Below are 13,818 nucleotides of genomic sequence, written 5' to 3'. Positions count from 1 at the left end.
GGCCGTGTTGGCGACAGGCGCCGACTCACTGGATGGTGATCTGCTTGCTGGTCGCGCCGGCTTTCTTCGGCAGGGTCAGGCTCAGCACGCCATCCTGGTATTTCGCCTCCGCCTTGCTTTCATCCACTTCCTGCGGCAGCGTGAAACTGCGGTACTGTTCGCCGAAATAGCGTTCGCTGCGCATCATGTTTCCTTCCATCTTTTCCTGTTTCTCTTCCTTGGTTTCGGCGCGGATGGAAACGGTATTGCCCTCGATGGAAATTTTGATGTCGTCCTTCTTCACGCCCGGAATGTCAGCCTTGACCGTATAGGCCTGCTCGGTCTCGGATACATCCATGCGGATGCGCGGTTCCGGCTCGAACCCGCGCAGCGAGGGCAGCATCGAAAACTCCTTGAAGAAATCGTCCGCGTTGCGGAAAGGATCGAGCCGCATCATTTCCCGGAACGGGTCAAAACGTGTCAGGTTCGCCATATCAGACTCCTTGTGGTGAATAAACCAGGCCGTAACAGCCTGTGTGTGGGTGCCGATTCAGCATAAGTAAAGCCACCAATTTCGATCTGAGCGTGCTCAATACCGTCTACTGCCGGTATGGCGCTTTCAACCTACCCTGCATCAAATTTTCTTCGCGCCACGCTTGAGCCTTTCGGCAAATTTTCTATACTGAAATCGCAGATCTTTCTATGGGAGCAAGATCATGAGGCTGCATCTCACTGGCGCCGCACCATTGGATTTTCGGACAAGGCGCGAGCGCCTACAGGACCTGATATACACGGCCATGTTCGTTATCGGCGTGCCGGCCGTGATAGCAGGTTCGATGTATTTGGTCGACGCGCTGTTCGACCTGTTGTGGCATTGAGCAGGCTTACCACTCCAGCGCAAGCAGGCGCTGCGCCATGCGTGGCCAGCACATGGTCCTGATCTGGTCGCGCGTGGCCCAGCAGAAACCGTCCACCTCGGGAGTCGGCTCTCCGGTCAAGTGATGCGGGAAATGGCTGGTGCACTCCAGGTGGCCAAGGCTGTCGAACCCGTCCGGAGCCTGCACCTTGTACAGGTGCAGCCGCTTGTCCGGCCGGTAATCGAAGTCGCCGATTTCCTCGAACAGGCTTTCATCGAACACGATGCCGGTTTCCTCGCGCAGTTCCCGGATCGCCGCCTGCAACGTAGTTTCGCCGGGATCCTGCAAGCCCTTCGGGATATCCCAGTGATTGGTGCCGGTGACATGGCACAGCAGGATTTCGCCGCGCCTGTTGATGATGAGCGTCCCACATGAAGTCGATTTTTTCATCTTTGCCTGCGGCTTGCTGTTAATGCCAGGACAGTGTAATTCACCGGAGGAAAGGCTGCGACAGGAATTGATCGCGATCAGGCAAGTCGCGAAGCAGGTCCCTATCGCACGCGCTTACCGCCAAACACACCCCGGCACGCCATACAATGTCGGAGCCGCCGGCAGTCGGAGCGCGGTTCCACAACTGTTTTCCACGCCCCTGCTCCATGCAACTGCGGCCCTTCGTTCCGGGAGACTGCGATGACTCAGACCGACTTCAGCGTAGGCAGCATCGAGGCGGTGCATGGCCCCGTCATCGACGTGCGCTGCAAATACCTGCCGCCGCTCGGGCAAGCACTGGATGTCGAGGATCATTCCGAGCACTGCGTGCTGGAAGTGCACCAGCACCTCGGACCGGACCGGGTGCGCGCAATCGCGCTGCACCCGGTCGCCGGACTGTCCCGCGGCATGCCGGTGTTCGACCGCGGCGGGCCGCTGCACGTGCCCGTGAGCCCGGCATGCCTCGGCCGCATGCTGAACATGTTCGGCGAACCGCTGGATGGCGGCGATCCGCTTCCTGCCACCGCCTTTCGCAACATTCTCGCACTGCCCCCGGTCGTGTCGGACGTGCTGCCGCCGCAGCAAATCCTGCCGACCGGGATCAAGGTAATCGACCTGCTGTGTCCGTTCGTCCGGGGCGGCAAGACCGGATTGTTCGGCGGCGCCGGCGTCGGCAAGACGGTGCTGATGATGGAATTCATGCATGCGGTGAGCACCTCGATGCACGGCGTTTCGGTGTTCAGTGGCGTGGGCGAACGCATGCGCGAGGGCCACGAGCTGTGGCATGAAATGCGCGCTGCCGGCGTGCTGGACAAGGCAGTGCTGGTGTACGGCCAGATGAACGAGTCGCCCGGCGTGCGCTTTCACGTCGGCTACACCGCGCTGACCTATGCCGAATACCTGCGCGACAGCATGGCGACCGAAGTGCTGCTGCTGATGGATAACGTGTTCCGCTTCGTGCAGGCCGGCAGCGAAATTTCCGGCCTGCTGGGACGCATGCCGGCCACGGTCGGCTACCAGCCCACGCTGCTCACCGAGGTCGCATCGCTGCAGGAGCGCATCGTATCGACGCCGACCGGCGCCATTACCGCAGTGCAGGCGGTATACGTGCCGGCGGACGACATGTCCGATCCTGCAGTGGCGACCATCCTGGGCCACCTCGACAGCGTGGTGATCCTGTCGCGCCAGCAGGCTGCCAAGGGTATCTATCCGGCGGTCGATCCGCTGCGCTCCACCAGCCGCATGATGGACCGCCGCATACTGGGCGAACGCCATTACCGGATTGCACGCGCGGTGCGCGAACACCTGGCGCGCTACGCCGAACTGGAAGACATCATCGCCATGCTCGGCATCGAAGAACTGTCGGCCGAGGACCGCCGCATCGTGGAGCGTGCGCGCCGGCTGCAGCGCTACCTGACCCAGCCGTTCCAGGTCGTGGCCGAGCACAGCGGCATGGCAGGCGCGAGCGTGCCGCTCGAACGCACGCTGGACGATTGCGAAGGTTTCCTCGCAGGCCGCTTCGATACGCTGGCCGAATCCGACTGCTACATGCAGGGAGCGATGCCGGCATGAACACCTTTTCGCTGACGCTGTGCGATTCCCGGCGCACCGAACGCTTCGACGCGGTGACGCGCTTCGTCGGCGCCGGCGCCGGGGGCGCGTTCGGCGTGCTGCCGCACCATGCCGAACTGGTGGCGGTACTGCGCTACGGCCTGGCACGCTTCGCCGACGATCGGGGCCGCTGGCAATATCTGGCGCTGCCCGGCGGCGTGCTGCATTTCTCCCGCAATGCGATGACCATCGTCACCGCACGTTATTTTTTGGGCGATCAACGCGACCGCATCGCGGAACAGCTGGCGGCCGAAATGGCGCAGGAAGATTCCGAACTGCATGCATCGCGCGCCACGCTGGACGAAATCGAACGCACCTTGCTGCGGCGCCTGAGCGAGCTGGGCTCGAAAATAGGGGCGCGGGCATGAACGATCGCAACAAACTGATCGACCAGACGCGGCGCGACGTGCAACACCTGAATGAGCGCGAACGCAGGCCGGCAACTTTGATCGGCATCATTTTCTACGGCGGCACCCTGGGCTTACTCTTTGTGGTGCCGATCGTCGGCGGCGCCTATCTCGGCCGCTGGCTCGATTCGCTGGCCGCCGGCTATTCAGTGCGCTGGACGGTCAGCCTGATCGTGCTTGGCGTGATCGTCGGCGGCTATAACGTCTATCGGTTCGTGAAGGATAAATTGTGAACTCAGCGGAGCTGGCGGGCAGCGTCGTGTTCCACCTCGGCCCGTTGCCGGTAACCGACACCGTGGCGACGACCTGGGGCATCATCGCCTGCCTCGCGCCGGCAGCCTTCCTCGCCTCGCGCCGTCTGAAAAGTTCGCCCGGGCGCTGGCAGGCGGCGCTGGAGGGCGCGCTCATCGCCGCCGAGGCGGCGATTGCCGAAGTCGTGCCGGGCGCTGCAGTACGGCCGGTGCTGCCCTTCGTCGCCACGCTTTGGCTGTTCATCCTGGTTGCGAACTTGGTCGGCCTCGTGCCGGGGCTGCACGCGCCGACGCGCGACCTTTCGCTCACCGCCGCGCTGGCGCTGCTGGTGTTCCTGTCCACCCACTGGTTCGGAATCAGAAGCATCGGCTGGCGCGCCTACCTGCGCCACTATATCGAGCCCAGCCCGATCCTGCTGCCGTTTCACGTCATCAGCGAATTCACGCGCACGCTGGCGCTGGCGATCCGCCTGTTCGGCAACATCATGAGCCTGGAAATGGCAGCCATGCTGATGCTGCTGATCGCCGGCTTCCTGGTGCCCGTTCCGCTCTTGCTGCTGCACCTGGTGGAAGCGTTGGTGCAAGCCTACATCTTCGGCATGCTGGCGCTGATCTACATCGCCGGCGCGATGGAGCGCAGTGAAGACATTGATTCCTCCACCTTAGCGAAAGATCTGCCATGACCGATCTGCACTGGTTCAGCATCGTTTCCACCATCGTCGCCGGCCTCACCATCGCGGTGGGCACAATGCTGCCTGCCGTCGCCATGGGCCGCGCCATCGTCAGCGCGCTGGAAGCGCTGGCACGCCAGCCTGATGCCGAAAAGACCATCACCCGCACGCTGTTCATCGGTCTGGCGATGATCGAATCGCTGGCGATTTACTGCCTGGTGGTCGCGCTGATCCTGCTGTTCCGCAATCCGCTGCTCGAATACTTCCTGAAGTAATTCCTGCCATGCCCTTCGACTGGACCAGCTTTGTGCTGGAAATCCTGAATTTCCTGGTGCTGCTGTGGATACTCAAGCGCTTCCTGTACTGGCCGGTGCTGGATGTGCTGGACGCGCGCCGGCAGGCGGTGCGCGAACAGGTGGCACAGGCGGAAGCGACGCGCGCGCAGGCCGACGAAATGAAGGCTCAATACGAATCGCGCATGGCGGCGTGGCAGACGGAGCAGGAACAGGCGCGGCGAGAACTGGCGCTGGCGCTGGCGCGCGAACGCGGCGCACAGCTCGACGCGCTGCGGCAAGACCTGGCCGGCGAAAAGGCGAAGTTGCAGGCGCGCGAGGATGCGCTATCGGCTTCGCACGAGGCGGCGCTGGCGCGCAAGGCGACTGCCGAAGCCTACCAGGCGGCTGCGGCGATGTTGCGGCGGCTCGCGTCGCCGGCTCTGACGGCGCATATCGCGGACCTGTTCGTGCAGGACGCAAAGCTGCTGCCGGAAGCGCAGCGCACGGCTGTGCGCGACGCCGCCAGTGCAGATGCGGTCGTGGAAGTCGCCAGCGCCCATGCGCTCGACGAGGCGCGCCGCAACAGGGTCGTGCAGGCGCTCCAGGAGCTGGCGGCACGGCCGCTGCAGCCGGTATTCCGCGAAAGGCCGGAACTGATCGCAGGCCTGCGCGTGGCCATCGGGCAGTATCTGCTGCAGGCAGACCTCGCCGACGAGCTGGAATTCTTCAGGGAGCGCCATGCCTGATTCCGCCCTGCCCGATATGGCTTCCTACCGCTTCGGCCTGCGTCTGACCGAGCGCGGCTGCGTGCTCGGCGTGGGCGACGGCATCGCCTGGATCAAGGGGCTGCCCTCGGCCCAGATGGACGAAGTGCTGCACTTCGATGACGGCAGCAGCGGGCTGGTGTTCCAGCTCGGCTCCGACCGGCTGGGCGCGATCCTGCTGTCGCAGACGCATGGCCTGACCGCGGGCATGGAAGTGCGGCGCACCGGCAGACGGATCGAGATAGGCGTCGGCGACGCGCTTCTGGGGCGGGTGGTCGATCCGATGGGAGCGCCGCTCGACGGTCTTCCCGCACCGCAGGCGCGCGAGATGCGTCCGCTGGAGACGGAAGCTCCGACGATACTGGAGCGCGACTATGTCAGCCAGCCGCTCTATACCGGCAACAAGATCGTCGACACGCTGATCCCGATCGGCAAGGGACAGCGCCAGCTCATCATCGGAGACGACGGCGTCGGCAAGAGCGCGCTGGCACTGGACGTCGTGCTCAACCAGCGCGGACGTGGCGTGTTCTGCGTGGTGGTGCTGATCGGCCAGACCCGCACCAGCGTGGCCGCCACCGTCGAGACGCTGCGCGCCGGCGGTGCGCTCGACTACAGCGTGGTGGTGGTGGCCGAAGCGAATGCACTGCCGGGATTCCGTTACCTGGCACCGTTCGCAGGCTGCGCGATCGCGGAGCACTGGATGCGAACCGGGCGCGATGCGCTAGCCGTCTACGACGACCTCACGCGCCATGCGCAGTCGTACCGCGAGCTGTCGCTGCTGCTGCAGCGCCCGCCGGGCCGGGAAGCCTATCCGAGCGATATCTTTTACCTGCACTCGCGTCTTTTGGAACGCTCCGCCGCTCTTGCCGCCGGTAGCGGCGGCGGCAGCATGACCGCGCTGCCGATCGTTGAGACGCGACTGGGCGAAATCGCTGCCTACATCCCGACCAACCTGATCTCGATCACCGACGGCCAGATCTACTTCGACAGCCACCTGTTCGCCGCCGGCGTGCTGCCCGCAATCGACATCGGCCGTTCGGTGTCGCGCATCGGCGGCAAGGCGCAGGATGCGGCCATCAAGCAGGCCGCCGCGCGGATCCGGCTCGATTACCTGCAGTTTCTCGAACTGGAGCTGTTCGCCCGCTTCGGCACCCGGCTGGAAGCCGGGGTCGAGGAAAAGCTCAGGCGCGGCCGCCTCCTGCGCGAACTGCTGAAGCAGGACCGCCTGGCGCCGCTGCCGGAACAGGCGCACCTGGCATGGCTGCTGGCGTATGGCGAAGATCTGCTGGACCGCTTCGCTCCGGAGCAGGCAGCTGCCCGCCTGCCGCCGCTGTTTGCCGCGGTCGCCGCGCGCGGGCTGCGCATCGATGCGCCGCGCGAGGACTGGCTGGCGGCGTTGCGCGATGCCTTGTGGGAGGCGGCATGACGCAGCGGCGCGAGCTGGATAACCGCCTCGCCCTGTACGGCGACCTGTCCGGCATCCTGTCGGCGATGCGCAGCTTCGCGCTGGCCGAGCTGCGCCGGGTGACGCAGCGCGAGGATGCGCAGCAGAGGTCCGCGCAGTCGCTGTCCGAGGCTTTCGACGCGATGTCTCCGGCCTTGCCGCCCGCGGGCGCGCCTGCCGGCGACATCTGGCTGCTGCTCGGCTCGGTGCGCGGCTTTTGCGCAAGCTTCAACGAGGACGTGGCGAACCGCTGGCGGCAAGAAAAGCCGCGGCCGCTGGCAACCATCGTTGCCGGTGAACGGCTGGCCGCGCTGATGCCGGAAGAGGCGTCGGCGGTGGCAGGCGCCGTGAGCGCAACCGACGCGGTGCCCGCCATCGAGCGCATCCTTGGCGCGGTGGACGGCACCCGCCAGGTCGTCGGGTCCGACGCGGGCCTGGTGGTCTGCCTGCGCGACGAGGATGGTGCCCGCGTAGAGCGGCTGCAACCGTTTTCAGTGTCATCCGGCCGCACGCCGGATGAATTGCCGGTCACCCACGAGCCTGCGGCGCAGGTTGCCGCGGGCGTTGCGCAACACTTCCTGTTCCATCGGCTGCTGGCGCTGCTGCTACGCTCGTTGCGAGTGGAAAACCACATGCGGCTGCTACAGATGGAGAATGCGCTGCAGCACATCGAGCGTAATACCGACGCGCTGAAACTGCTGCGTAACCGGCTCAGACAAGATGAAATCGTAGAAGAAATCGAACTAATCCAGCGCGACGCGTCCCGCTTCTGACGATTCAGTCGCCGAAACAGATGCCCAGATCGCGCGCCGTCTGCAGCGTATCGCTATCCATCGGTACGCCCTTCATGCGGCCGGCGACTTCTTCCAGGTCGACATACACCACGTTGGGGAAAGCCAGCGACACCATCACGCCCGAGCGCCCTTCTTCCAGCGCGCGCACCGCCGCCGCGCCGAAGCGCAGCGCGGCCAGCCGGTCGAACGAGGTGGGACTGCCGCCGCGCAGCAGGTGGCCGAGCACGACCACCCGCGCATCCTTGCCGGTGCGCTCCTGCAGCGCCCGCGCCACGCGCTCGCCGATGCCGCCCAGGCGCTCGGCATGACCGACCTCGGCCGGCGCGACGATTTCGCGATGGCCGTCGACCGGTTCGGCGCCTTCGGCCACCACCACGATCGAATACATGCGGCCGAGCGTATCGCGGCGCTGGATTTTGGCGACGACGCGATCGAGATCGAACGGGATCTCCGGAATCAGGATGCTGTGCGCCCCGCCGGCGATTCCCGAATGCAGCGCGATCCAGCCGGCATAGCGGCCCATCACTTCCACCACCATCACGCGCTGATGGCTCTCGGCGGTGCTGTGCAGGCGGTCCAGGCATTCGGTGGCGAACGCCACCGCAGTGTCGAAGCCGAAGGTGGTGAAGGTCTTGTCGAGATCGTTGTCGATGGTCTTGGGCACACCCACCACGCGCAAGCCCTTCTGGTGCAGGGCATTGGCGATGGTGAGCGAGCCGTCGCCGCCGACCGATACCAGCGCATCCAAGCCATGTTTTGCGAAATAGTCCAGTACGTCGCCGGAGCGGTCCACTTCCTGGATCGTTCCGTCCGGCGCCTGTTTGGGGAAATGCAGCGGATTGCCCTTGTTGGTGGTGCCCAGGATGGTGCCGCCCAGGTGCGCGATGCCACGCACGCGCTCCGGCGTGAGCCGCACCACGCCACCATCTGGATAACGCTCGGGGCAGAGGATACCGTTGAAGCCGTCGCGAATGCCGTAGCACTCCCAGCCACGGTTGCCGGCGGCTATCACTGTCGCCCGGATCACGGCATTCAGGCCAGGCGCGTCACCGCCGCCGGTGTTGATGGCAATACGTCGAATCGGGCTGGTCACCGCGGCTCCTTCGGTCTGGATGGACATGGACAGTCGCGGATGGCAATGCCAGTCCGCAGGAGCGAAGTATCCCCGCCGCCAATGGCCAAGTCAATGTCCGCGCCGGCGGCAATGACGCGCGGGCGGGCATGAAGCAGCGATGGCAGGCCGTCAGTGGCGCCCGGCGATGGCGCGCAGCTGGGCCGCCAGTTTCGGGCTGATCGAATCGAAGTCGGAGGCAAGCTGGTACAGCAGCCGGATATCCTCCGCCCGCACGTGTTCCGGGGCCGCCCCCCTAGCGCGGCCAGCGGCCGGGACGACCGCTTCTGCAGCGGGAAAGACAACGGACGGCGTGACGAGGTTTTGATTGAACATGTCCGGCGTACAGGGTGGTGCGTGACGCTTATCAGTATGGTGCGTGCATTTCGGAAAGCTAATTTCCGTTGTGAATATCCGTCATCACGCCCATGAATGCCGGCGGATCAGGCGGCTTCGGCAAGCATGCGCTTGTCACGGGAAGCAGAGGCCGGCAGCGCACCGCGGTATTTCAGGAAAGCCCGCAGGATAGCCTGCTCCACCTTCACCCGGTCGTTGGGGCGGCAGCAGTAACGCAATGCCAGCGTGTACTCGCGCGCCGAATGCAATTGCAGCAGCACGCGCGGCTCGGCGGATGGCAGGTCGACCAGGTCGCGCGACTCCAGCTGTTTCAGGTGGCGGTCGGCGTCGCCCAGCCAAGGCGCGCAGACGTCCCTGGCCGCCCGCAGCAGCGCCTTTTCCATCGCCAGCAAGTCGTCGTCCGGATCGGCGGCGATATTGAGCAGGTTGATCACATAGGCGCCGGTGGCGGTGAGGTTCTTGACCGGCCTGACCAGCAGCAGAGAATTGGGCAGCACGGCGGTGCGGCCGGTGAGCTGGTGCCCTTCCAGCGTCTCCGCGATGGTGGTGACCATCAGGTCGGTATCGAGCACGCGGCCGGTGGCGTCGCCCATTTCGATGAAGTCGCCCACCCGGTATGGCCGCGAGATCGCCAGCATGGCCGAGCCCAGCACGTTGGCCAGGAATTCCTTGCTGACGATCAGGACGGCGCCGGCAACCGCCGCCAGCGACAGCGCGGCGCCCGCAATCTTGGTGGCCCAGATGGAGCCGACCGCCACCAGCGTCAGGCCGATGATCAGGTTGCGCGCCAGGACCAGGTTGCCGCGCCGGTGTTCGACGTCCAGCATGGTGGACGAACCCAGACGCAGGCGCTTTTGCGACACGCGCAGCAGGATTGCCGCGATGCTGATCGAGACGACGGTGGCGATGATGCGCCCCAGCTCTGTTTGTGCAAAGGCGGCAAGAATGCCAAACAGCGGATACGTGCTATTCATATGTGCAGCTTTCCGGTAACGAAACGAAGTGAATTGCGCAGAAAGTGCCGCGCTCGGGCACCGGATTCCTGCGGTAAGATTTCCCAGCTATTAATAAGCAGGCAATATTTCTGAAAAGAAGCTTTGCTTATGATGGGTCGGGTAGCAAATAGTTCAGCCTGGAATTTGTGGAAAGTTTTTACTTCCGCCTCGTCTAACCGGCAAAGAAAGGCGCCCGGTATTGCGACCGCCCAGCGGGGTCGTACATTTTGAAATAAATGCCATTTCGCCCGTGACGTAGAATCCGGGCGATACGGTGGACAGCGCCATCTTTTCAGTTTTACAACTAAGGCATGCCAATTCCTGCTGCTTCCAACGCCATGCATCCTCGCGGCGCGCGAAATATCACGGTGTTTTTCGCGCTGTCGCTGCTGATTCATGGCCTGCTGTTTTTCGTGTTGATGCATCAGCGCGAGGAGGTGCCGCGCGCCTCCGAGGCGCAACGCTCGCCATTGTCGGTACGACTGCTGCCGGCTCCCCCGCCATCTGCGGCAGCCCCTCCCGCGCACCCCACGCCGCCCCCCGTGGCTCGCGCAGCGCCACGCCCGAAACCGAAACCGGCGCACAAGCCGGCGCCGAAGCCGGCAGCCGAGCCAAAGGTGGCGAAAAGCAAAAGCGCGCCGCCGAAAGCGGCACCACGCGAAGCGCAGACCGAACCTCCGCAGCAGGCCGAACGCGCCGCGCCGCCGGAGATGGATATGATGAGCATGCTTAACGCCGCCCGCGCAAGGCGCCGCGCCGCCGCAATGGACAACGACATGCCGGCGGACAGTGCGCCATCGACGAACGACATCGCGCTCGCCAACATCAATCGCGACCTGCAGCGCAACGCCGGCGCCAGGAATGGCATGGGAAATGTTTATGTACGGCTTACCCGCAAGGGCGTGCGCACCGCGCAATTCCAGATCCGGGGCTGGAACCCGGTATCAGGCAATCGCTGGAGCCAGACCATCGACGTGGATGCGGGACCGGACGGCGATGTGGAACTGGCAACCGTGCAAAAAATGATCGAATGGATCCGCGCCCACTACAGCGGCGATTTCAACTGGGAATCGCACCGGCTGGACCGGGTTTTCACGCTGTCGGCCCGGCCGCGCGACAATGCCGAGCTGCAGTCGTTCCTGATGCAGGAATTTTTCTCCGGGTGAATCGCGTTCAGCGCTCCGGTGCAAGCGCGCTCTTGATGATGGTGCGCTGACCTTGCCCGAGATATTCGTCGAGCCGCATCGCCGCCTGCAGCAGGCTGTCGACCGGGTTCTTCTTGCAGTAATCCGACACCCAGTAAACGAAGTCTTCCGAATTGGCCGATACCTGGCGCGCGCGCAGGTAGTTGGCGCCGGTCACGAATCCCATGATGAACAGGTTGTACTCGTGGTCGAGCTGGGTCGCCTGCTTGAGGTAGTCGCGGCAGAATATGTGGGTGCCGTATCCGGTGAACGGCCCGTCCTTGGCGCCGGCGATGCCGGACAATGCCAGTGCAACGGCAAACACAACGATCTTCTTCATGCTCCGACCTCCTTCGCGACACTCTCTTGGGCAAGCCTTGCGGGACGTTTTCATTATCGGCTCTCGTGTTGCCCAAACGCAATACAAACGATGTGAAAGCGCCACAGGAGAATCAAAAAACGCGCATGCATGGCTTGCACCGCCCTGCCCAGCGGCAGGGGATTTCAGGCGAAAACGATCGGCGTCAGCCATGCCACGACCAGCCCGATCAGTACAGTCAGCGGCGTGCCCACCTTGACGAAATCCGAGAAGCGGTAATTGCCTGGCCCGAACACCAGCAGGTTGCCCCAGTGCGCGATCGGCGTCACGAAACCGGTCACGGCAGCGAACGCGATCGCCAGCACATAGGGTTCGGGGGGGCGGCCCAGCGCGTGCGCCAGCGCAATGGCGACCGGCCCGAAAATCGATAGCGTGCCCGCATCCGACAGCACCTGGGTCACCAGCGCGGCGACTGCGAACAGCGCGAACAGCGTCGCCATCGGCGGCCAGCCCCCCATCACACCTTGCAGCAGATGGGCGATGCGCTCGGCCGCCCCGGTTTTTTGCATTGCCAGCCCCAGCGGGATGGCACCGGCAATGAAGACGAAAATGCGGGTATCGATCGCCTGGTAAGCCTGGTTGACCGTGACGCAGCCAAACAGCACCATGGCCAGCGCGCCGGCCACCAGCACGACGGGCAGCGGCAAGAGGGAGGCGGAGGCAAGGCCGATGGTGGCCGCCATGATGGCAGCCGCCACCCGGGCCTTGCGCGGGCGCGGCTGGCCAGGGAAAGGCGCGAGCATCAGCCCCGGCTGGTCGCGCGTGAGCTCCTGGATTTCAGCCTCGTCGCCTTCCAGCACCAGCACGTCACCCACGCGCAGGCGCACCCGGTCGATCTCTTCCGACGCCGGCGTGCCCTCGCGCGAGACGGCCAACGCGACCACGCCATATTTGCGCTGCAGCCCGAGCTCGCGGATGGTGGCGCCAACCAGTTGCGAGCGCGGCATGACCACCGCCTGCACCATGTGCGCCGACAGCTCCTCGCCGGGCCCCTCGCTCTGCGCCCCCGGCCGGTCGAACTGTTCGACCGGCTTGAGCTTGAGGCCGTCGGGCTCCTGCCGCAGCGTGGCCAGTTCGTCCGAGGTAAGGTGGATCAGCAGCGTATCGCCCGGTTCCAGCACCTGCTTGCCGAACGGTCGCCGCAGCGACTCGCCGTTGCGCAGCCACTTGATCAGCTCGAACGAACTCAGCCCCGCGCCGCGCAACTGCTCCAGGTGCGCGCCCACAAGCGCCGAATCCGGCAGCACCGTCAATTCCGCCAGGTAGCGCCCGGTCTGGAACAGGTCGCTGCCGGAGCCGCGTCCCTTGTTTGCGGGCAGCAGGAAGCGGCCTATCAGCAACACGTACAGCACGCCGAGGATGGCGAGCGCCAGGCCGACTGGCGTGATCGAGAACAGCGAAAGGCCGGGCCGGCCCGCCTGCTGGAGCAGCGTGCTGGAGAACAGGAAGGCTGGCGCGCCGATCAGGGCGATCGTGCTGCCCAGCGAAGCGGCGAACGACAGCGGCATGAGCAATTTTGATGCTGGTATGCCGCGTTCGCGCGACAGCTTCAGCAGCGCCGGCATCATGATGGCGGTGGGCGTGACGTGTTCGGTAAACGTGGCGAAGGCGGAGACGCCGAGCATCATGACCGCCAGCACGCGCGACTCTCTCTTGCCCGCCGCCCGCACGATCCAGCCGGCGACCATGTCCGACAGCCCGCTCAGCTGCAGTGCCCTGCTCAGCACGAAGATGGCCGCGACAATCACCGCAGGCTCGCTGGACAGCCCCGAAAAGGCATCCTGCGGCTTGAGGATGCCGCTAATGGCCAATGCCAGGATGATCAGCACGGCGACGATATCGACCCGCAGCCACTCGGTCACGAGCAGGCCGAGCGCTGCCGCGGCGATGAGAAAAAAGATAATCTGCTGCGCCTCCGGCGTATGCATGAACAAGCTCCGGCGTTATCGAAAGGCCATTGCGGCCATGTAAAAAACTCCCACCCCAAGGCCCGATGTGCGGCTGGCTTGGACAGGCATGTGGCAATCCAGTCAAGCAAATCACATTCCAGCAGGCGCGGCAGGGCTGGCTTGGTTCGGGGCAACGAAACGACGCCTTTCGCGGCGTTACCACAGGAATACACGTGCGCGTTGACGCCCTTGCTGAAATCCCCTATAAAGACTTACTTTCCCATATGCAATATCGATCGCGGTACTTTCCCGTTATTCGCGCAATGCACCGAGAATCACCGCCCCCGAGCAGCCAACCTTC

General features: G+C 64.6%; 17 protein-coding genes. 10 read left to right on the top strand and 7 right to left on the bottom strand.

The annotated features are described in order from the left end of the window. Positions 1-25: 25 nt before the first annotated feature. Positions 26-472: an Hsp20/alpha crystallin family protein gene (locus FAY22_RS03990; protein WP_146329016.1), complete on the bottom strand. Its 447-nt coding sequence runs from the start codon at positions 470-472 to the stop codon at positions 26-28. A 223-nt stretch (positions 473-695) separates the two neighbouring features. On the opposite strand from FAY22_RS03990, the gene FAY22_RS21930 reads away from it, so the two are divergent. Beyond that, positions 696-857, top strand: a complete 162-nt coding sequence (locus FAY22_RS21930; RefSeq protein ID WP_168204765.1) for a hypothetical protein — start codon at positions 696-698, stop codon at positions 855-857. A 6-nt stretch (positions 858-863) separates the two neighbouring features. Here the strand turns inward: FAY22_RS21930 and FAY22_RS03985 are convergent, their stop codons facing one another. Then, positions 864-1,286 carry an NUDIX hydrolase gene (locus FAY22_RS03985; protein WP_146329015.1) on the bottom strand — a complete coding sequence of 141 codons (423 nt, stop codon included), beginning with the start codon at positions 1,284-1,286 and terminating at the stop codon, positions 864-866. Positions 1,287-1,526: 240 nt separating this feature from the next. Between FAY22_RS03985 and atpD the strand changes: the two genes are divergently transcribed. Genes atpD through FAY22_RS03945 form a run of 8 tightly spaced genes read left to right on the top strand, consistent with a single transcriptional unit; the run spans position 1,527 to position 7,521 of the window. Next, positions 1,527-2,897: a F0F1 ATP synthase subunit beta gene (gene atpD / locus FAY22_RS03980; RefSeq protein WP_146329014.1), complete on the top strand. Its 1,371-nt coding sequence runs from the start codon at positions 1,527-1,529 to the stop codon at positions 2,895-2,897. Continuing rightward, on the top strand, positions 2,894-3,304 hold the full coding sequence (locus FAY22_RS03975; RefSeq protein WP_146329013.1) for a F0F1 ATP synthase subunit epsilon: 411 nt from the start codon (positions 2,894-2,896) through the stop codon (positions 3,302-3,304). Before atpD ends, FAY22_RS03975 begins: the two co-directional genes overlap by 4 nt. Beyond that, complete coding sequence (locus tag FAY22_RS03970; RefSeq protein ID WP_146329012.1) at positions 3,301-3,576, top strand: AtpZ/AtpI family protein; 276 nt, start codon at positions 3,301-3,303, stop codon at positions 3,574-3,576. Before FAY22_RS03975 ends, FAY22_RS03970 begins: the two co-directional genes overlap by 4 nt. Beyond that, positions 3,573-4,277: a F0F1 ATP synthase subunit A gene (locus FAY22_RS03965; protein ID WP_146329011.1), complete on the top strand. Its 705-nt coding sequence runs from the start codon at positions 3,573-3,575 to the stop codon at positions 4,275-4,277. The genes FAY22_RS03970 and FAY22_RS03965 overlap by 4 nt, the downstream gene beginning before the upstream one ends. Further along, entirely contained in the window at positions 4,274-4,540 is a 267-nt protein-coding gene (locus FAY22_RS03960; protein WP_146329010.1) for a F0F1 ATP synthase subunit C, read from the top strand. Before FAY22_RS03965 ends, FAY22_RS03960 begins: the two co-directional genes overlap by 4 nt. Positions 4,541-4,548: 8 nt before the next feature. Next, on the top strand, positions 4,549-5,286 hold the full coding sequence (locus FAY22_RS03955) for a F0F1 ATP synthase subunit delta (RefSeq protein ID WP_146329009.1): 738 nt from the start codon (positions 4,549-4,551) through the stop codon (positions 5,284-5,286). After that, entirely contained in the window at positions 5,279-6,730 is a 1,452-nt protein-coding gene (locus FAY22_RS03950; protein ID WP_146329008.1) for a F0F1 ATP synthase subunit alpha, read from the top strand. Before FAY22_RS03955 ends, FAY22_RS03950 begins: the two co-directional genes overlap by 8 nt. Beyond that, on the top strand, positions 6,727-7,521 hold the full coding sequence (locus tag FAY22_RS03945) for a F0F1 ATP synthase subunit gamma (protein ID WP_146329007.1): 795 nt from the start codon (positions 6,727-6,729) through the stop codon (positions 7,519-7,521). The genes FAY22_RS03950 and FAY22_RS03945 overlap by 4 nt, the downstream gene beginning before the upstream one ends. Before the next feature lie 4 nt (positions 7,522-7,525). Here FAY22_RS03945 and FAY22_RS03940 read toward each other — a convergent pair whose 3' ends face one another. From FAY22_RS03940 to FAY22_RS03930, 3 genes are all read right to left on the bottom strand, one after another. Continuing rightward, entirely contained in the window at positions 7,526-8,662 is a 1,137-nt protein-coding gene (locus FAY22_RS03940) for a 6-phosphofructokinase (protein ID WP_246860649.1), read from the bottom strand. Positions 8,663-8,785: 123 nt separating this feature from the next. After that, the gene (locus FAY22_RS03935; protein ID WP_146329006.1) at positions 8,786-8,989 is read right to left on the bottom strand and encodes a hypothetical protein; all 204 of its coding nucleotides are present in this window, start codon (positions 8,987-8,989) and stop codon (positions 8,786-8,788) included. A 107-nt stretch (positions 8,990-9,096) separates the two neighbouring features. Next, positions 9,097-9,984: a mechanosensitive ion channel family protein gene (locus FAY22_RS03930; protein WP_146329005.1), complete on the bottom strand. Its 888-nt coding sequence runs from the start codon at positions 9,982-9,984 to the stop codon at positions 9,097-9,099. Positions 9,985-10,316: 332 nt separating this feature from the next. Here FAY22_RS03930 and FAY22_RS21925 point away from each other — a divergent pair, with 332 nt between their 5' ends. Beyond that, on the top strand, positions 10,317-11,171 hold the full coding sequence (locus FAY22_RS21925; RefSeq protein WP_168204764.1) for a hypothetical protein: 855 nt from the start codon (positions 10,317-10,319) through the stop codon (positions 11,169-11,171). A 7-nt stretch (positions 11,172-11,178) separates the two neighbouring features. Here FAY22_RS21925 and FAY22_RS03915 read toward each other — a convergent pair whose 3' ends face one another. Beyond that, complete coding sequence (locus FAY22_RS03915; protein WP_146329003.1) at positions 11,179-11,529, bottom strand: hypothetical protein; 351 nt, start codon at positions 11,527-11,529, stop codon at positions 11,179-11,181. Between the two features lie 164 nt (positions 11,530-11,693). Beyond that, the gene (locus tag FAY22_RS03910) at positions 11,694-13,496 is read right to left on the bottom strand and encodes an SLC13 family permease (RefSeq protein WP_146329002.1); all 1,803 of its coding nucleotides are present in this window, start codon (positions 13,494-13,496) and stop codon (positions 11,694-11,696) included. Positions 13,497-13,818: the final 322 nt, after the last annotated feature.

This window comes from Noviherbaspirillum sp. UKPF54 (assembly GCF_007874125.1).
In the GTDB taxonomy this organism is placed as follows: domain Bacteria; phylum Pseudomonadota; class Gammaproteobacteria; order Burkholderiales; family Burkholderiaceae_D; genus Noviherbaspirillum.
Note: the sequence above shows the minus strand (reverse complement) of the source record. Positions and strands in the feature narration are given on the sequence as shown.